This window comes from Kitasatospora sp. NPDC096140 (genome assembly GCF_040303045.1).
Lineage (GTDB): Bacteria > Actinomycetota > Actinomycetes > Streptomycetales > Streptomycetaceae > Kitasatospora.
On the sequence record NZ_JBEOUW010000017.1, the window covers coordinates 137,107 to 155,763 of the forward strand.

General features: G+C 75.6%; 8 protein-coding genes. 4 read left to right on the forward strand and 4 right to left on the reverse strand.

The genetic code is table 11. From position 1 onward, the window contains the following. Positions 1-175: 175 nt before the first annotated feature. Genes ABT048_RS19840 through asnB form a run of 4 tightly spaced genes read right to left on the reverse strand, consistent with a single transcriptional unit; the run spans position 176 to position 7,354 of the window. Positions 176-2,896 (reverse strand): non-ribosomal peptide synthetase, encoded by a 2,721-nt coding sequence (locus ABT048_RS19840; RefSeq protein ID WP_350522714.1) that lies wholly within the window; start codon positions 2,894-2,896, stop codon positions 176-178. Next, entirely contained in the window at positions 2,893-4,629 is a 1,737-nt protein-coding gene (locus ABT048_RS19845) for a non-ribosomal peptide synthetase (RefSeq protein WP_350522715.1), read from the reverse strand. The genes ABT048_RS19840 and ABT048_RS19845 overlap by 4 nt, the downstream gene beginning before the upstream one ends. Next, a complete protein-coding gene (locus ABT048_RS19850) occupies positions 4,626-5,465 on the reverse strand; it encodes an aspartate/glutamate racemase family protein (protein WP_350522716.1) in 840 nt (279 codons plus the stop codon). The genes ABT048_RS19845 and ABT048_RS19850 overlap by 4 nt, the downstream gene beginning before the upstream one ends. Further along, on the reverse strand, positions 5,462-7,354 hold the full coding sequence (asnB, locus tag ABT048_RS19855) for an asparagine synthase (glutamine-hydrolyzing) (protein ID WP_350522717.1): 1,893 nt from the start codon (positions 7,352-7,354) through the stop codon (positions 5,462-5,464). Before asnB ends, ABT048_RS19850 begins: the two co-directional genes overlap by 4 nt. A 257-nt stretch (positions 7,355-7,611) precedes the next feature. On the opposite strand from asnB, the gene ABT048_RS19860 reads away from it, so the two are divergent. The 4 genes from ABT048_RS19860 (at position 7,612) to ABT048_RS19875 (ending at position 18,626) form a co-directional block, all read left to right on the forward strand. Continuing rightward, entirely contained in the window at positions 7,612-9,393 is a 1,782-nt protein-coding gene (locus ABT048_RS19860) for a carbamoyltransferase family protein (protein ID WP_350522718.1), read from the forward strand. Then, a complete protein-coding gene (locus tag ABT048_RS19865; protein WP_350522719.1) occupies positions 9,383-12,055 on the forward strand; it encodes a condensation domain-containing protein in 2,673 nt (890 codons plus the stop codon). The genes ABT048_RS19860 and ABT048_RS19865 overlap by 11 nt, the downstream gene beginning before the upstream one ends. Continuing rightward, complete coding sequence (locus tag ABT048_RS19870) at positions 12,052-18,351, forward strand: non-ribosomal peptide synthetase (protein WP_350522720.1); 6,300 nt, start codon at positions 12,052-12,054, stop codon at positions 18,349-18,351. Before ABT048_RS19865 ends, ABT048_RS19870 begins: the two co-directional genes overlap by 4 nt. Positions 18,352-18,431: 80 nt before the next feature. After that, positions 18,432-18,626, forward strand: a complete 195-nt coding sequence (locus ABT048_RS19875; protein WP_350522721.1) for an MbtH family protein — start codon at positions 18,432-18,434, stop codon at positions 18,624-18,626. Positions 18,627-18,657 lie beyond the last annotated feature (31 nt).

An 18,657-nucleotide genomic window follows, 5' to 3' on the forward strand; every position in this document is an offset into this window, starting at 1 on the left:
GGGGTGGTCGGGCTGCCGTCAAGGCAGTACGGAGTGACGGAAGGTCATGCCCGGCCGCAGAACCGGCGGCCACGACCCGCCCGGGCGCAGCGGATCGGCTGCGAGCCAGCAAGGCCGCGGGCCAGCGGGCCAGCGGGGCTGCGGAGCCGAGGGGTCCTCCGGGGCGGGGAGGGCGTCAGGACCCGTCGCCTTCCGGGTCGCTCCGTCGTGCCGGCAGGGGCCAGGGCAGCCGCGCACGATCGCGTTTGTTGGTGGCGGTGCGCGGCAGGTCGGCCAGCACCGCGATCAGGTCGGGCACCGCGGGGGCGGGCAGCCGCGCCGCGACGAGCCGCCGCAGCGCCTCGCCGGACACGCCGGGGTCGGCCACCACGTAGCCCACCAGGCAGGGGTCACCGGACGCGGTGGTGCGGACGGCCGCGGCGGCCTCCCGCACGCCGGCCTGCTGCTCCAGCACCGCCTCGACCTCGTCCAGTTCGACCCGGTTCCCGCGGATCTTCACCTGGTTGCCGGTCCGGCCGGTGAACGCCAGGGTGCCGTCGGCCCGCCAGTACCCGCGGTCGCCGGTGCGGTACAGCGTCCGGCCCGGCCGCCAGGGGTCGGGCAGGTACGCCGCGGCCGTCTCGGCGGGCCGGCGGTGGTAGGAGCCGGCCAGGAACGGGCTGCGCAGGTGGATCTCGCCGGGCACCCCGACCGGGCACGGCCGGCCGAGGCCGTCGAGGACGAGCACCTCCCGGCCCGGGATCGCCCCGCCGATCGGCACGCCCGCCGGGTACGCGCCGCCCGGGGGCAGTTCGTGATGGGTGGCGAGGATGCACTCGGTGGGCCCGTACAGGTTGTGCAGGCCCGGCCGCACCGCCCGGTGCGCCCAGGCCTCCGCCAGGTCCACCGGGAACACCTCACCGGCGATCAGGACGTGCCGCAGGTCCGGCAGTTCACCGCCCTGCGCGTCCAGCGCCTCGGTGAGCAGCCGAAAGAACGACGGCACGGTCTGGATCTGCCCGATCCGCTCCTGCCGCAGCCAGCGCACCACCGCGACCGGGTCGCGCCGGGCCGCGGCGGGCGGCAGGCAGAGCTCGGCGCCGGCGGTGAGCGCCGCGAACACCTCGGTGTACGCGGCGTCGTAGGTGAGCGGCGCCCACTGGGCGACCCGGCTGCCCGGCCCGATCCCGAACCGCTCCCGCTGCCACTCGGCGAACTGCGCGAACGCGGCCCGCGACAGCGCGATCCCCTTGGGCGTCCCGGTGCTCCCCGAGGTGTGCACGATGCACAGCGGGTGGTCGGCGACCGGCGGGGCCGGGAAGCCGACGTGCCCGCCCGGCGGGTCGTCCCCCGGGGCGGGCTCCAGCGGGAGCACCGGCAGGCCCGCGAACCGGCCGTCCGGCCCGAGCAGCGCGGGGTGCGCCGCGGCGGCGGCCGGGTCGGCCAGCACGCAGACCGCCCCGGTGCCGGCCAGGATGTCGCGCAGGCGGGCGTCCGGGTCGGCGGGGTTCAGGCAGGTGAAGGTCGCACCGGTGCGCGTCGCGCCGAGGACGGCCGCGATCTGTGCCGCGCCGCCGCCCGGCAGCAGCGCCACCACCTGCCCGGGGCCTGCGCCGTGGGCAGCGAGGGCACGGGCGATCCGGTGGCTCCACCGGTCGAGCCCCCGGTAGTCGAGCGTGCCCTCGTCGGAGCGCACCGCGACCGCCTCGGGGGCCTCCCGCACCCGGGCCGTGAACTCCTCGTCCAGGAAGGCCAGGTGGTCGCGGTACGGCCGGGCGGTTGCGGGGGCGGGGGCGGGTGCCGGGTACGGGGCGGGGCGGCCGGAGAGGTCGAGCTCGGCCAGCGGCCGGTCGGGGGTGTCGAGCCCGAACCGCACCGCCCGGACGACGTGGTCCGCGAAGCCCGCGGCCGTCACCCGGCCCGGCAGCGTGCCGGTGAGGACGACGGTGAACTCGTCCGGCCCGGTCAGGGCCAGGGTCAGCCGGCCCTCCGGGTCGGGCGGGGCGTCGACGGTGACCTCGGCGGCGATGCCCGGTAGGTCCAGGGCCGCCGCCGGGAGGCCGTGCGGCGTGAACACGGCGCGGATCGGGAAGGCCGGTCCGTCCGCGCCGGCCTGCGGTGCCGTCCGCACGGCGGCGCCCAGCCGGGCGAACGTCAGGTCGCCCGGGAGGTCGAGCCGGATCACCCGGACCGCCGGGCCGTCCGGAGCGGTCCCCGCGACTCCGTCCGGCACCGCGGCCACCTCCGGCACCGTCACCAAGGCCTCGTCCGGCACCGGCACCGTCACCACGGCCTCGTCCGTCCCGGCGTACCTGCCGAGCACCGTGGCGAAGGCGGCGAGCACCCGCTCGGCCGTGGCCCCGCCGGGCTGCCCGGGCACCGTACGGGACGCCCGCCCACCCGACAGCCAGGCACCCGCCGACCGGGCACCCGCGGACCGGACACCCGCCGACCGGGCATCCGAAGGCCCGGCACCCGGCACGGGCCCGGCCGCGGGCGGCGGCGCCGGTGCGTCCGGCGTCCGCGCGCGGTAGGCCGCGCCGAGCTCCCGGGTCAGCCCCGCGACGGACCACGCGTCGGCCCGCTCCCGGTCCAGTGCGAGCAGGAGTTCGTACGCCCCGGCGCCCAGCCCGGCGAGGCAGGCCCGCAGCCGGGGGCGCCCGGCGGCGCCGACCGGCCGGGCGGCCTCGTCGGCCGCCAGGTCGGCGAGGACGCGCCGCTGCTGCTCCCCGGCGGACCGCGAGAGGTCGATGACGCGCAGCCGGACCCGGCCCGGCCGCTCCCCCGCCGCCGCGAGTTCCGGACGCGCGGCCACGAGGTCCTCGACGGCGGCCGACAGCGCGGTGACGTCCAGCTCCCCCGTCAGACGGGCGCGGAGCACGGCGTTCGCGGGCGGCGCCGCCGCGGGGGCGCTCACGCCCCGCTCCGCGCGGTGCGGTCCGTCACGGCCGCGGCGAGCCCGGCGACGGTCGGGTCCTGGAGGAAGGCGCGCAGCGGGAGGTCCACCCGGTACTCGTAGCGGACCCGGTCCATCAGCCGCGCGATCGCCAGGGAGTCGCCGCCGAGCAGGGTGAAGTCGTCGTCGCGGTTGACGCCCGCCAGGCCGAGGATCTCGCTCCAGATCGCGGCGATCCGGGTCTCCTCGGGCCCCTGCGGCGGTTCCGTCGCCTCCGCCGTCCGCTGCAGTGGGACCCGCGGCAGGGAGCGGCGCTCCACCTTGCCGTTGAGCGTGCGGGGGATCGCCGCCATGCGGACGAACACCGAGGGCACCTGGCCGGGTGCGAGCCGCTGTGCGGCGTGCGCGCGCAGTTCGGCGTCGGGGACGTCCGGGGCCACCACGTAGGCGACCAGGGCGGTCGACACGTCCTCGGTGACCGCCGCCGCGCAGGCGTCCTGCACCCCGGGGTGGCTGCGCAGGGCGTTCTCGACCCCGCCGAGGTCGATGCGCACGCCGTGGACCTTGACCTGCTGGTCGCGCCGGCCGTACAGCTCCAGCGCCCCGTCGGGGCGGAACCGGCCGAGGTCGCCGGTGCGGTAGGTGGTGGCGGTGCCGGGCCACTCGTCGGCGCCGAGGTACCCGAGGAGCGGGTACGGGACCTCCAGCTCCACCTCGCCGAGCGCGTCCGGCGGGTCGCCGGGCCCGGTCAGCACCCGGGCCGCCACGCCCGGCAGCGGCCGGCCGACCGGCACCAGCCGGGCCCGGGCGTCGTCCTCGGTCGTCCGGTGGAAGAGCTTCGTCATGGTCGTCTCGGACGGCCCGTACAGGTTGACCAGTTCCTTGCCGCCGCCGAACAGGCCGCGCCACCACGCGACGTCCGAGGGGTGGAGCTGCTCGCCGGCGAGCAGCACGGCCCGCAGGGCCGGGAGGGAGTCGGGGGTCAGGGCGGCGGAGCGCAGCGTGCGGAAGAGGGTCGGCACGCAGTGCAGGACCTCGACCTCGTTCTCGGTGAGCCAGCGGGCGAGGCCGTCGCCGACCGGCGTCTCGGCGGCCGGGTCGACGCAGACGGTGCCGCCCGCGCACAGCGGGGTGAGGGCGTCGCGCAGGAACGCGTCGAAGCCCGGGGAGGTCAGCTGGGAGACCCTGGTGCCCTCGCCGATCCCGAACTCGGCGATCTCCCAGTCGACGAAGTGGTGGACGGCCCGGAGGCTGCCGCGGATGCCCTTCGGGCTCCCGGTCGTCCCGGAGGTGAAGTAGACGTATCCGCGGTCCTCCGGGGCGGCCTGCCGCCAGGCTTCGGCGGACCACTCGCGGGGCTCCAGCGTCTCGGGGCGGACGAACCCGGCGCCGCCGGGCAGTTCGCGCCCCGCGAGCGCCGCGCGCCCGGCGGCGTCGGCGACGACCGCGCCCGGCCGGAGGGCGGCGAGCACGCCGTCGAGCACGGCGGCGGGCAGGCGGGGGTCGACGGGGGCGAAGGTGCGGCCGGCGGCCGTGCAGCCGAGGAGGGCGGCGATCACCTCGACCGGGTCGGCGCAGGAGACCAGGACGGGGTCGGCGGGCCGGCCGATCTGCTCGAACGCGGCCTGGTAGCCGGCCACCCGGCCGGCGAGCTCCCGGTAACCCACTTCTCTGGTACCGGACTTGACGGCGCAGTGGGAGCTGTTGCGGGCCAGGCTGTCCGCCCATCGCCGCAGAACCGTCGGCGTTGTCATAGTGCTCCATCCCTGATTCGCTGTGCGATGACGGTCATCGGGTCGATGCTGGGCAGCTGCCGGGTCAGCCCGCGGTCCTCGATCGCCCGGGTCACCAGGTGCAGTTCGGTGCAGCCGGCGACGAACGCGGCGGCCCCGTACGCGGGCAGCAGCGCGCGGACGAAGTCGATCGTCGGGAGCCGGTCGGCGTTGCGCTTGAGCCGGTAGATGTGCTCGTGCAGCTGTTCCTGGTCCTCCTCGTCGGGCAGGACCAGGCGGTGCGCGAACTCGGGCCAGCGCTCGTGGTCGGTGAAAACCCCGGCGAGGACGCTGCCCCGGGTGCACAGCACCAGGTGCCGGCCGGGGCGTTCGGCGAGTTGCTCGAAGACCAGGTCGACCAGGGAGACGCAGCGGGAGCGCAGCCGCTCCGGCAGCAGCCGGATCGCGGGGTGCGCGGTGATGCAGGCCACCACGACGCGGTCGGCGCCGGCGGTGAGCAGGCGGTCGACGGAGTCCTCCAGCGCTGTGCGGACGAGGTCGACCGTCCCGGACCGGATGGCCGTGGTCCGGTCGGCCACGGCCGGGTCGGACCACAGCAGGATCCGCGCGGCGAGCTGCTCGTGCTCGGGCGGTTCGAGTCCGTACACCGTGTTGAGCAGTTCGGTGGAGGCCAGCGGGCCCATTCCGCCGATCACCCCGATCAGCGGCCGGCGGGTGCCGGGCTCCCCGGTGGCTGCGGGGGCGCCGGCCGGCAGCGGCAGCCCCGCGCCCGGCTGGGGCTCGGCGCCCGTCGGGTGCACCGGTCCCGCCGGGTGTGCCGCTCCCGCCTCGTGCGCGGCGGCGCGTTCTCGGGTCATCCCAGGCACGGCAGGCCGAACTCCTCCAGGAAGATCGCGAAGGTCGCGATGACGAGCAGGTAGTCCGTGTCCAGGTGCGGGTGCACGGTGCGGGCCCCCGACGTCTGCCGGCGGATCAGCTCGGCGACGACGGCCGGGTCGAAGTAGCCCTGCCGGCGCACGGTGGCGGGCGAGAGCAGGTCGTTGAACCACTCGTCGCCGGCCAGCAGCAGCTCGGTGCTGGTCTGGCTGCGGAAGCCGAACTTGCGGCGGTTCAGGACCTCGTGCGGCACGAGTCCCTCGGCCGCGCGGCGCAGCACGGCCTTCTCCCGGCCGCCGGCCGTCATCAGGGACGGCGGGATCGCCGTCGCGTGCCGCACGACGTCCCTGGCCAGGAACGGGAAGCGCATCTCGACGGAGCCGGCCATGGCCATCCGGTCCCCGTGGTCGCCGAGCAGGTGGTCGGCGAGGCGCAGGTGGAAGTCGAGGTAGGAGCGCTGGTGCAGCGGGTGGCGCCCGATCAGGCGCTCCGGGTCGACGAGGCGCTGGGCGGTCACCGAGAAACCGTCGAACTCCTCGGCCAGCGGGCCGCTGTAGAGCTGGCGGCGCAGGTCGTGGGCGGGGAGCTGGTCGGTCTCGTACCGCAGGTCCAGGCCCCACATCCGGTGGGCGGCCTCGCGTTCGAGCTGCTCCTCCAGGAGGTCGCCCGGCCCGCGGCCCGGGCCCCCGGTGTCGAACAGGTAGCCCGGGTAGCCGCCGAACAGTTCGTCGGCGCCCTCGCCGCTGAGCACCGCGACCGTGCCGGTGGCGCGCACCTTGCGGGCCAGCAGCATCGAGCAGACGTTGTAGGACTCCTTCACCGGGGTCTCGGCGTGCCGGACCATGCCGGTGAGCAGGCCGGCGGTGTCCGCGGCGTCCACCGGCACCTCGTGGTGCCGGGTGCCGATCTTGCCGGCCACCAGCCGCTGGAAGCGGGCCTCGTCGATGCTGCTGCCGGGGAAGGTCACCGCGTAGCTGGGCCACGGGTGGTCGGGGCGTTCGGCGGCCATGAGCCCGCCGATCAGGCTGGAGTCGAGGCCGCCGCTGAGGTACATCCCGACGGGGACGTCCGCGACCGAGCGGGAGCGGACGGCGGCTTCGAGCAGGTCCCTGGTCCGGTCGGCGTAGCCGTCGAGCACCCGCGGGTCGGCGAGCGCGGCGGCGTCCCGGTGGCGCGCCCCGTCGTCCCAGAGCGGGTAGTCGAGGTCCCAGTAGCGCTCGGTGCGGTACCCCGAGCGGTCCGCGACGAGCCGTTCGCCGGGGCGCAGCGAGCGGATGCCCTCGAACATCGTCCGGGGGCTCACCAGTCCGGGCAGCGAGAGCACCTGGTCGAGCCCGCGCAGGTCGACCCGGCGTTCCACCAACGGGTGCTTGAGAATGCTCTTGATCTCCGAGGCGAAGACGATCCGGCCGGCCACCACGGTGTAGAACAGCGGAAGGACTCCGCAATGGTCGCGGGCGAGCACCAGGCGGTCTTCGCGCCGGTCGTGGAGGGCGAAGGCGAACTGCCCGTCCAGGTGTTCCACGAGTGCGGTGCCGTATTCCTCGTAGAGGTGGACGAGCACTTCCGTGTCCGATTCGGAACGGAATCGGTGGCCTTTTCGCCGGAGTTCTTCCCGCAGGCTCCGGTGGTTGAATATCTCGCCGTTGCACACCGAGACGACCGAGGAATCCGGGGTGGCGTGGGGCTGCCCTCCGCCGGCCAGGTCGACCAGCGAGAGCCGGCGGAACCCGGCGGTGAACGCTCCGGTCTCACAGGTGGCGTGCGCGTCTGGGCCCCGGTGCACCAGCGCGTCGGTCATGGCCGTCAGGACGTCGGGGTCCAGGCCGGCCGGGTCGTCGAGTCCGTAAACCCCGGCTATTCCGCACATCGAGCTCAGGCTCCTATCACCCGGTCGCTCACGCGAATCCTGACGGAATCCGCTGCTCCTTCGATATGTCCGCCGGTCACATTAGGAGCGGCGTCGCGCACGGGTCAACGCTTCACCGCTCGTCCTTTCGACCGGAATTCCGGCCCTACCGAAGTACAGGTCAGGTCCCGACCTACGGGCGGCGACGTGCGGGGATCTCCCGGCCTAGCGTGAGGACCGAACAATTCCGCGCGGCATCGACGGTGAGGTTGGAGACTATGCGCGTCCTCGGCTACAGCGGGCTGAACGGCGGTCTGGAATTCAAGCGGGAGGCCTTCCCCGGGCTCGATCCCCGGCTGCACAGGTTCGCCCAGGGCTACGACTCGGCGGCGGCCCTGGTGATCGACGGCGAGGTCGTGGCCGCCGCCGCGGAGGAGCGGTTCACCGGCGAGAAGACCACCGGGTCGTTCCCCGTCAACGCGATCGAGTTCTGCCTGGCGCAAGCCGGTCTGGGGCCCGACGACATCGACGTCCTGGCGCACGGCTTCGCCTACGGGGAGCCGGCCGACAGCTTCGGGAGCCCGCATTCCGCGGCCCGGTTCCGCGAGGTGTACTCGACGGAGTCGCAGCTCGCGCTGGCCGGGAAGTTCCTGCCCGGCCGCCCCTGGGACGACCGCTTCCGGCCCGTCCCGCACCACCTGGCCCACGCCGCCAGCACCTTCTACCCCAGCGGGTTCGAGGAGTCGCTGATCGTGGTGAGCGACGGGATGGGCGAGTCGGAGAGCCTGACCGTCGCGGTCGGCCGGGGCGAGTCCATCGAGGTGCTGAGCACCATCCCGGCCATGCACTCGGTCGGGATCCTCTACAGCCTGGTCACCCACCACCTCGGCTTCGTGCCCTTCATGGACGAGTACAAGGTGATGGGCCTGGCGCCCTACGGCGACCCGCAGCGCTACTACGACCGCTTCGCCGCGATGGTGCGGCTGCGGGAGGACGGCACGTACACCGTCCCCGTGCTGGCCCGGGACCGCACGGCCTTCGAGCACGAGACCCACGAGGGCGTCCTGCGCGAGCTGGCGGCCGTGCTCGGCCCGGCCCGGCTGCCGGGGCAGCCCTCGACCCAGGACCACGCCGACATCGCCGCGGGCCTGCAGGCGATCACCGAGCAGGCGATGCTGCACGTCCTGCGCGCGGCCCGCGAGCGCACCGGCCTGTCCCGGCTCTGCCTGGCCGGCGGTGTCGCGCTGAACTGCACGCTCAACGGCCTGGTCTCGCGCAGCCGCCTGTTCGACGACGTCTTCGTCCAACCGGCGTCCAGCGACGACGGCACCGCGATCGGTGCGGCGCTCGCGGCGGACGCCGCCGGGGCCTCGCGGGCCGGGCGGATGTCCATGCCGTACTGGGGGCCCGGGTTCTCGGACGAGGAGCTGGCGGCGGCGGTCGGCGAGCCGGAGGGCTGCACCGTCGAGGAGTACGCCACCGACGCCGAACTCGCCGAACGGGTCGCGCAGCTGCTGGCCGACGGCAACATCACCGCGTGGGTCCAGGGCCGGATGGAGTTCGGCCCCCGCGCGCTCGGCAACCGCAGCATCATCGCCGATCCGCGCACCGAGGCGATGCGCGACCGCCTGAACGAGGTGGTCAAGGAGCGCGAGAGCTTCCGGCCGTTCGCGCCGGTGGTCCGCGTCCAGGACGCCGGCGAGTACTTCGAGATCGACCCGGGCACCGAATCCCGGTACGCCCACATGCTGTTCGTGACGCAGACCCGCGCCGAGCAGCGCGACAACCTCGGCGCGGTGACCCACGTCGACGGCAGTGCCCGCGTCCAGGTGCTCCACCCCGCGAGCAACCCGCGGTTCTTCGAGCTGATCGGCGCCTTCGGCCGGCGCACCGGCACGCCGGTGGTGCTGAACACCTCCTTCAACCTGCGCGGCCAGCCGATCATCGCGACCCCGCAGGAGGCGCTGCGCACCTTCCTGCGCTCGAAGCTGGACGCCCTCGTCCTCGGCCGCACCGTCATCGTCAAGGACGCCGAGGAGTCGATCGCCGATGTCGGCTAGCCCCTTCCGGCCCGGCCGGCCGGCCGGGCACGCGACGCTGCCGCCCGACCGGCCGCGCCCGCCGGTGCCGCAGTTCCGGCGTGCGACGGTCGGCCTCGACGGCGCCGCCTTCGCCGAGTGCCTCTCCGAGGTCTCCGCCCGGTACGGGGTCGAGCCGCAGACGGTGGCGGTCGCCGCGGTCGCCGCCGCACTGGCCGCCCGCCACCGCCGCGGCCGCACCGCGCTCGCCGTCGGCACCGCCTTCGGACCGGCCCGACTCCTGGACGTCGAGGTCGAGTCGGGCGGCCGGGCCGCCGCGACGGTGACCCTCGGCCGGCTGGACGCCGAGCTCGAAACCGCGCTGGACACCGAGCCCGGAGCCGGGTCGGGGTCCGCCGGGCGCTCCGGTGTCGCGGTGCTGTTCGGTCGCCCGGCCGAGGAGTGGCGGGGCATCGCACCGCAGCTCGCCGACCGGGACGTGGTGCTCGTCCTCGACCCGGACCGCAAGGAGGCCGGCTGCGAGTTCGACCGCGACCTCTACGACCCCGCCGCCGTGACGGCCTTCTGCGGCGACGTCCGGCAGGTGCTGGCCGCGCTCCTGGAGTCGCCGGACCTGCCCCTGCTCGACGTCGAGGAGGACGCGGCCCCGGAGCCGGCGCAGGCCTCCCCGGCGACGCCCGGCAGCCCCGAACCGACCACCACCGAGGGCCTCCTGACGGCCGTGTGGGCCGAGGTGCTGGACGTCTCCCCCGCCGAGATCGACGCCGAGTCCGACTTCTTCGCCCTCGGCGGGCACTCCCTGCTGGCCGCCCGGGTGGCCATGCGGGCGGGCACCCTCTTCGGCGTCGAGCTCACCGTGGAGGACCTCTTCCACCACCCCACGCTCGCCGCGCTCGCCGACCGGATCGACCGGGCCGCGCCCTCGACGGTGCGGCCGATCCCGACCGCACCGGCCGGCGGCGCCCACCCGCTCAGCTCCGCGCAGACCGGGATCTGGCTCGCCGAACAGCTCAACCCCGACGCGGCGCAGTACAACTTCCCGCTGTACTGGCGGCTGCGCGGCACGGTGGACCCGGACGCGCTGCGCCGGGCCCTGGACGAGCTGGTACGGCGGCACGAGGCACTGCGGCTGCGGATCACCGAGTCGGACGCCGGCCCCGTCCAGAGCCTCGCGCCGGACCCGGCGGCCCCCTTCGAGACCGTCGAACTGCCCGGCCACGACGAGGCGGCCCTCGCCGCGCTGCTCGACCGCACCGTCAACGCGCCCTTCGACCTGGCCGAGAACGCGCTGCGCGCGGTGCTCGTGCGCCTGGCCGAGGACGACTGGGCCTTCGTCCTCGTCGTCCACCACATCGTCTGCGACCAGTGGTCGCTGGCCCACCTCGTCGACGAGCTCGGCGCGCTGTACGCCGGCCGGGCGGGCGCACCGGACGACGGGCCGCGCACCGGCTACCTGGACTACGCGGCCTGGCACCGCGGCGTGCTGGCCGAACGGCTGCCCGCGCTGCAGGACCACTGGCGGGAGGGCGTGGTCACCGCCCCCGAGGTGGACCTGACGGCGCTGCACCGCTCCGACGCGGGCCCCGGCCTGCGCAGCGGCTGCCACCGCTTCGAGATACCCGCCGGGCTGCTCGGCGAGGTCGAGGCGCTCGGCCGGCGCAGCGGCACCACCCCGTTCATGGTGCTGTACGCCGCCTTCCTCGGTCTGCTGCACCGCTACTCGGGCGGGTACGACCTCACCGTCGGCACCTCCGTCGCCGGCCGCAACCACCCGCAACTCGAAACGACGGTCGGCTCGTTCGTCAACCTCGTGCAGCTGCGCACCGGGCTGGCCGCCGGGCTCCCGTTCCGCGAGCTCCTGGACCGCGCCCGGACCACGGTCATCGACGCCTACGCGCACCAGGACTACCCGCTGGAGACCGCCCTGCGGGAGCGGCGGGCCCACGGCGCCCCGGGCTCGCCGCTGACCTCGGTCATCTTCGAGCTGCTGAACGTCGACCCGGTGCGGCTCGTGCTCCCGGGGGCCGAGGCCGAGGAGGTGCCCGTCCGGGTCCGCTCGGCGAAGTTCGGGCTGATGGTGACGCTGGAGTCCACCGCCTCGGGGACCATCGGCAACGTCGAGTACCGGGCCGACCGCTACGACGCCGCGCACATCGCCCGGTTCGTCGAGCACTACCTGTCGCTCCTCGCGGCCGTGGTGCGGGATCCGGAACTGCCGGCCGACGGGTGGCTGCCCGCCGGGGAGCCGGCCGCGCCGGACCGGGCCGCCGGGGCCCCGCTCAACGGGGCCCCGCTCGGCGAGGCCCCGACCCACGAGGACCCGGCCGCCGGTCCGGCCCCGGCCTCCGGGCGGCGCGCGGCCCTCGAAACCGTCCTGGCCGACATCTGGGCCGACGAGCTGGGCGTGGAGGCCGTCGGCGCCGACCAGGACTTCTTCGCGCTCGGCGGCTACTCGCTGACCGCGACCCGGATCGTGGCGCGGCTGCGGCGCGAACTGTCCGTCACGGTGCCGCTGCGCGTCCTGCTGGTCGACGGGACGGTCGCCGCGCTGGCGGCGCACATCGAGGCGCACGAGCCCGACCTGCCGAGCCTGCACAGGACCGTCAGGGTCATCCGGCTGGCGCGGGCGGACGAGCACCGGCAGCGGCAGACCGCCGATCAGGAAAGAGGTGCGGCGTCATGACCCACTCGACCCACTCGCTACCCGTGTCGCCGACCCAGCAGAGCATCTGGCTGGCCGAGCAGGTCAACCCGGGGCAGCCGGTGTACAACGTGCCGGTCGCGCTGCGCCTGCGGGGCGAGCTGTCCGCGGACGGGCTGCGGGACGCCGTCGCGGCGCTCGTGCGCCGCCACCGCGCGCTGCGGACGAGGTTCTCCTCCGTCGCCGGACTCCCCCGCCGAACCGTCCTCGACCACGGCGACGTCCCCGTCCGCGAGCTCCGGCTGACCGGCGAGGCGGCGGCCCGGCGGGCCATGGCCGAGGAGATCGCGCGTCCCTTCGCCGTCGACGGCGACGCCCTGCTGCGGGTGACCGTCCTGCGGTACGCCGAGGACGAGTGCTTCCTGCTGCTGGTGTCCCACCACCTCGTGAGCGACGGCTGGTCGGTGGACGTCCTGCTGGAGGACCTCGCCGCCCACTACCGGCCCGGCGCGGACCGCACGCCCGGACCCGACGAGGCGCCGCGGGAGCCCGAGCTCCGGCCGCTCGACGCCGCCACGGCCGAGGAGAACCTCGCCTTCTGGGAGCGGACGCTGCGCGACGCCCCCGCTGCGACGGAGCTGTTCGGCTCCGGCCGCCGGGCGACGGCTCGCACCAACCGGGGCACGACGTCCCGGTTCACCCTGCCCGACTCGCTCTGCGCCGCCGTGCGCGCCTTCGGCCGCACCCACCGGGTGAGCCCCGCCGTGACGCTCCTCGCCGGGTTCGCCGCGCTGCTCACCCGCTACAGCGGGCAGCCGGACCTCGTCATCGGGACGTCGCTGGCGGGCCGGGACGATCCGCGGACGGACCGGCTGGTGGACTGTCTGGTCAAGGTGGTCCCGCTGCGGATCGCCGCCCGCCCCGGCACCGACTTCACCGGGCTGCTCGACACCGCCCGGGACGCGTTCATCGACGCCCTGGAGCACCAGGACGTCGCCCTGGAGGACCTCGCCCGGCGGCTCGGCACCGACCGGGACGGCTCGCCGCTGTTCCGGATCCTGTTCGGCTACGCCCGCGGCCACGCGGCGCCCCCGATGGCGGGGCTGGAGACCGCCCACGTCCCGGTGAACACCGCGACCGCCAAGTTCGACCTCACCTGGAACGTCAACGACGACGGCGAGCGGATCGAGATCGAGGTCGAACACCGGACCGAGCTGATCGACGCGGAGCTGGTCGAGCGCCTGGTCGGGCACTGGCGCCGGCTGCTCGCAGCCCTCCTGGCCGAGCCGGACGCACCCGTGGCGCGGGCCGAACTGCTGTCGGCCGAGGAGCGGGCGCAGCTCGTCGGGACGGCTCCGGCGCCGCGGGTGCGGCCGTCGGCGCCGGAGCGGTTCGCCGCGCAGGTCGCGGCGGCCGGTGACCGCGTCGCGGTCACCGACGGCACCGGCGCACGGCTGACCTACCGCGGGCTCGACGAGCGCGCCGCCCGGCTCGCCGCGCTGCTCGCCGGGGCCGGGGTCGGGCGCGGGGACCGCGTCGGGCTGTGCCTCGGCCGCGGCGCCGACATGGTCGCCGCCGTCCTCGCCGCCTGGCGCCTCGGCGCCGCCTACGTCCCCGTCGACCCCGACAACCCCGCGGACCGGATCGCCTACGTCCTCGACGACGCCGGGGTCCGGCTCGTCCTCGCCGATCCGGACACCGTCGGCCGGGTCCCCGCCGGCGGCCGGCGCACGCTCCTCACCACCGCGGCGCCGGACGACCCCCGGCCGGGAGCCGTCCACCCCGGAGCCGTCCGCCCGGAGCCCGGCGAACCCGCCTACGTCATCTACACCTCGGGCTCCACCGGCCGGCCGAAGGGCGTCGAGGTCACCCACGGCAACCTGGCCGCGCTGCTGGACGCCGGGGAGCAGACCGTCGGCCTGCGCGACACCGACGTCTGGTCGCTGTTCCACTCGGTCGCCTTCGACTTCTCGGTCTGGGAGATCTGGGGCGCCCTCGCCCACGGCGGGCGCCTGGTGGTCGTCCCGCGCGACGTGACACGCGACCCGGCGGCCTTTCTCGACCTGCTGGTCCGCGAGCGCGTCACCGTCCTGAACCAGACGCCGTCCGCGTTCCGCCAGCTCGCGGCCGAGGCGGAACGCCGCCCGGAGGCCGAACCGAGCCTGCGCCTGGTCGTGTTCGGCGGCGAGGCGCTCGACCCGGCCGCGGTCCGCACCTGGTGGCGCCGACGGCGGCCCGGCCACCCCGTCCTCGTCAACATGTACGGCATCACCGAGACCACCGTGCACGTCACCTGGCAGGTCCTGGACGAGGAGCGGATCGAGACCGGCAGCAGCCCGATCGGCCGTGCCCTTCCGGGCTACCGGGCGCTCGTCCTGGACGCCCACGGCGAGCCGGTACCGGTCGGCGTGCAGGGCGAACTGTACGTCGGCGGCGAGGCCGTGGCCCGCGGCTACCTCGGACGCCCGGACCTCACCGCCCAGCGCTTCGTCCCGGACCCGTTCGGCGGCGTGCCCGGCGCCCGTCTGTACCGCAGCGGCGACCTCGCCCGCTGGAACGCCCGCGGCGAACTCGAATACCTCGGCCGCAACGACGACCAGGTGAAGATCCGCGGCTTCCGGATCGAACTCGGCGAAGTGGCGGCCGCGATCGGCCGACACCCGTCCGTCCGCGGCGCCACCGCGGTCGTCCGCGAGGACACCCCCGGCGACCGCCGGCTCGTCGCCTACGCGGCCTGCCCCGACGGAACCGACTCCCGCGCGCTGCGCGACTTCGCCGCCGCCCACCTGCCCGCCCACATGGTCCCCGCCGCGGTCGTCGTCCTGGACGCCCTGCCGCTGACCCGCAACGGCAAGGTCGACCGCGCCGCCCTGCCCGCACCGGACGTCTCCGGCGACGCCGCCTCCTACGTGGCACCGCGCACCCCGGCCGAGGAGGTCCTCGCCGAGGTCTGGGCCGAGGTCCTCCGGGTCGAGCGGGTCGGCGCCGATGACGGCTTCTTCGACCTCGGCGGCGACTCCATCCGCGCCGTGCAGGTGGCCGCCCTCGCCCGCGGGCGCGGACTCGGCATCGCCGTCGCCCAGATCTACCGGCACCGCACCCTCGCCGACCTCGCCGCCGCCGCCGACACGGCCGGCGACCGCGCGCGCACCGAGCCCTTCGGGCTGCTCTCCGCGGCCGACCGGGCCCGGATCGCCGACGGCCCCGGAGCCGACCTCGACGACGCCTACCCCATGACGGCCCTCCAGGTCGGAATGATCTACCACATGGCGTCCGACCTGCAGGCGCTGCCCTACGTCAACGCGGCGAGCTACCGCCTGCCGTACCGGTTCGACGAGGAGGCGTTCCGCCGCGCCGTCCGGGCCGTGGTCGCCCGGCACCCCGTCCTGCGGACCGGCTTCGACCTGACGGGCTACGACGAGCCGCTGCAGCTCGTCCACCGCGAGGCCGACGTGCCGCTCGTCGTCGAGGACCTGCGGGCGCTGAACCCGGCCGAGCAGGACCGGGCCGTCGACGAGCTGCTGGAGCGGGAGCGCCGCCCGTTCGACCTGGAGCGGCCGCCGATGCTGCGCCTGGGCGTCCAGGTGCTCACCGACGACAGCTTCCAGTGGACGCTGGTCGAGCACCACTCCATCCTCGACGGCTGGAGCCTGTGGTCGACGATCACCGAGATCCTCCTGCACTACACCCGGCTCCTGGACGGCGCGGGCCCGGCCGAACTCCCGCCCCCGGCCTCGGCCTACCGCGACTTCGTCGCCCTGGAGCAGCGCGCGTCCGCCTCGCCCGAGGCCGGGCGGTTCTGGTCCGAGACGCTCGCCGGGCACACCCTGCCGCAGCTCCCCGCGCTCGCCGAACAGGCGCCCCGGCCCGCCGGGCAGGCCCTGCGCGGCGACGGCGCCAGCGGCGTGGTCGACGGGTACGGCTGGCGCGACGCGCACCTGCCGGCCGGCCTCGGTCCGCGGGTCGGGGCGCTCGCCAGGCGCCTCGGCGTACCGGAGAAGACCGTCCTGCTCGCCGCGCACCTCCAGGTGATCGCGGCGCAGACCGGCCTCGACGACGTCTGCTGCGGCGTCACGCTCAACGGCCGGCTGGAGGAGACCGGCGGGACGGAGGCCCGCGGGCTGTTCCTCAACACCGTCCCGTTCCGGCTCGCGGTGGGCGGCGGGCGCCGGTCCGACCTGGTCCGCCGGGTCTTCGAGGCGGAGGCCGGGATCCTGCCCCACCGCCGGATGCCATTGGCCCGGATCCGGCAACTCGCCGGCGGACGCGACCTGTTCACCACCAACTTCACCTTCAACAACTTCCACGTCATGCGCGACACCATGGGCGACGGCGCGCACGCGGACCTGCTCAGCGGCCTGGGCGAACTGACCGCCAGCCGCCGGGTGGAGCCGGCCGACGTCCCGCTCACCGTCACGTTCTTCCGCAACCCGCTGACCGACGGCCTGCAGCTGTGCATCGACTACGACGCCCACCGGCTGACCCCGGCCCAGGTCGAGGAGATCGCCGGGCAGCACGTCCGGGCCGTCGAGGCCCTGGTCACCGACCCGGAGGGGGAGCTCGCCGGACCGGCCGCGGCCCCGGCCGCGGCACGCACCGCGCCCCCCGCGCCGCAGGGCGTCCTGGCCCGGTTCGCGGCCCAGGTCGCGGCGAACGGCGACGCCACCGCCGTCGCCGACGCGTCGGGCGGACGGCTGACCTACCGCGGGCTCGACGAACGCGCGGCCCGGCTGGCCACCCTGCTCGCCGGGGCCGGGACCGGGCGCGGCGACCGCGTCGGGCTCTGCCTCGGCCGCGGCGCGGACATGGTCGCCGCCGTCCTCGCCGTGTGGCGCCTCGGCGCCGCCCACGTCCCGATCGACCCCGACCACCCGGCGAGCCGGATCGAGTTCGTCCTCAAGGACGCGGACGTCCCGCTCGTCCTCACCGACCCGGGCACCACCGGCCGCGTCCCGGACGGCCCCTGGCGCACGCTCGTCACCAGCAGGGCGGGGAACGCCGACCAGGCGCCGAACGCCGACCTCGGCGGAACCGTCCGCCCCGAGGGCGCCGAACTCGCCTACGTCATCTACACCTCGGGCTCCACCGGCACGCCCAAGGGGGTCGAGGTCGACTGGCGGTCGCTGGACAACCTGGTGGCCGTCACGGACGAGGTCATGGCCCTGCGCCCGGACGACCGGCTCCTCCAGTTCGCGTCGCTGAGCTTCGACGTGTCCGTCGCCGACCTGGTGTCCGCCCTCACCACCGGCGCCACCTTCGTCGTCTCCCCCGGCGGGGCCGACCGCGTCGGCGAGGGGCTGGTCGCGGCGATCCGCGCGCACCGGCCGACCGTCCTGTCGATGCCGCCGAGCGTCCTGGCCGGCCTGGACCCCGGCGACCTGCCCGCGCTGCGCCGGGTCGTCGTGGCGGGCGAGGCGCTCCCGGCGCCCCTGGCCGCGCGCTGGGCCGCGGCGGCCGAGCTGGTCAACGCCTACGGCCCGACCGAGGCCACCGTCTACGCGACCGCCCACCGCTGCGCCGCGGAGGGCGACGTCCTGATCGGCCGGGCCGTTCCCGGCGCCGTCGCCCACGTCCTGGACGGGGCGGGCCGGCCGGTGCCGCCCGGTGTCCGCGGGGAGCTCTGCATCGGCGGCGTCGGCGTGGCCCGCGGCTACCTCGGCCGCCCCGCGCTGACCGCCGAGCGCTTCGTGCCCGACCCGACCGGCGACGCGCCCGGGGCACGCCTGTACCGGACCGGCGACGTGGCCCGGTGGACGCCCGCCGGCGAGCTCGAATACCTGGGGCGCACCGACGACCAGGTGAAGGTCCGCGGTCTGCGGATCGAGCTCGGCGAGGTCGAGGCGCACCTGCGGGCGCACCCCGGGGTCGCCGCCGGTGCCGCCGCCGCGCTCGGCGAGGGCGCGGAGCGCCGGCTGGTGGGGTACGTCGTCCCGGCCGCCTCCGCCGCGGTCTCGGCCGACGAGGTGCGCGCCTGGCTGGGCCGCCGGCTGCCGGCGTCCCTGGTGCCGTCCGCGGTGGTGGTGCTGGACGCGCTGCCGCTGTCGCCGAGCGGCAAGGTGGACCGCGCCGCGCTGCCCGTACCCGTCCGCTCCGCCGCCGCGGCCGGGCACGTGGCGCCGCACACCCCGCTGGAGGAGGCCCTGGCCCGCGTGTGGGCGGAGATCCTCAAGGTGGAGCGCGTCGGCGCGGAGGACGACTTCTTCGACCTCGGCGGGGACTCCGTCCGGGCCGTGCAGATCGCCTTCCGGATCAAGCGCGAACTCGGCCTCCCGCTCAAGCCGGTCGACGTCCAGCTCCACCCCACGGTCGCGGAACTCGCGCGCCACCTGTCGGCCTGACGTTCCCGACACCCCGTCAGCACACGGCGGGACCCGCACCATCCGTCATCCCAACCCCTTTCCCCCTGTGGAGGTCTGCCATGTCCGACGACGAACTCGACCTGGACTACAAGGTCGTGGTGAACGACGAGGAGCAGTACTCGATCTGGCCGCAGGACCGGGAGAACCCGCCCGGCTGGCAGGACGCCGGGGCCCGGGGCAAGAAGCCGGACTGCCTGGAGTGGATCGAGCGGAACTGGACCGACATGCGGCCCAAGAGCCTGCGCAGCGCCTAGTCACGGTCGTTCGGGACGGAGTTGGAGGTAC

What these genes read in the sequence shown, in the direction of transcription:
- ABT048_RS19845 (WP_350522715.1), bottom strand. Translation starts at nt 4,629, where the DNA reads ATGACAACGCCGACGGTTCTGCGGCGATGGGCGGACAGCCTGGCCCGC.
- ABT048_RS19850 (WP_350522716.1), bottom strand. Translation starts at nt 5,465, where the DNA reads ATGACCCGAGAACGCGCCGCCGCGCACGAGGCGGGAGCGGCACACCCG.
- asnB (WP_350522717.1), bottom strand. Translation starts at nt 7,354, where the DNA reads ATGTGCGGAATAGCCGGGGTTTACGGACTCGACGACCCGGCCGGCCTG.
- ABT048_RS19860 (WP_350522718.1), top strand. Translation starts at nt 7,612, where the DNA reads ATGCGCGTCCTCGGCTACAGCGGGCTGAACGGCGGTCTGGAATTCAAG.
- ABT048_RS19865 (WP_350522719.1), top strand. Translation starts at nt 9,383, where the DNA reads ATGTCGGCTAGCCCCTTCCGGCCCGGCCGGCCGGCCGGGCACGCGACG.
- ABT048_RS19870 (WP_350522720.1), top strand. Translation starts at nt 12,052, where the DNA reads ATGACCCACTCGACCCACTCGCTACCCGTGTCGCCGACCCAGCAGAGC.
- ABT048_RS19875 (WP_350522721.1), top strand. Translation starts at nt 18,432, where the DNA reads ATGTCCGACGACGAACTCGACCTGGACTACAAGGTCGTGGTGAACGAC.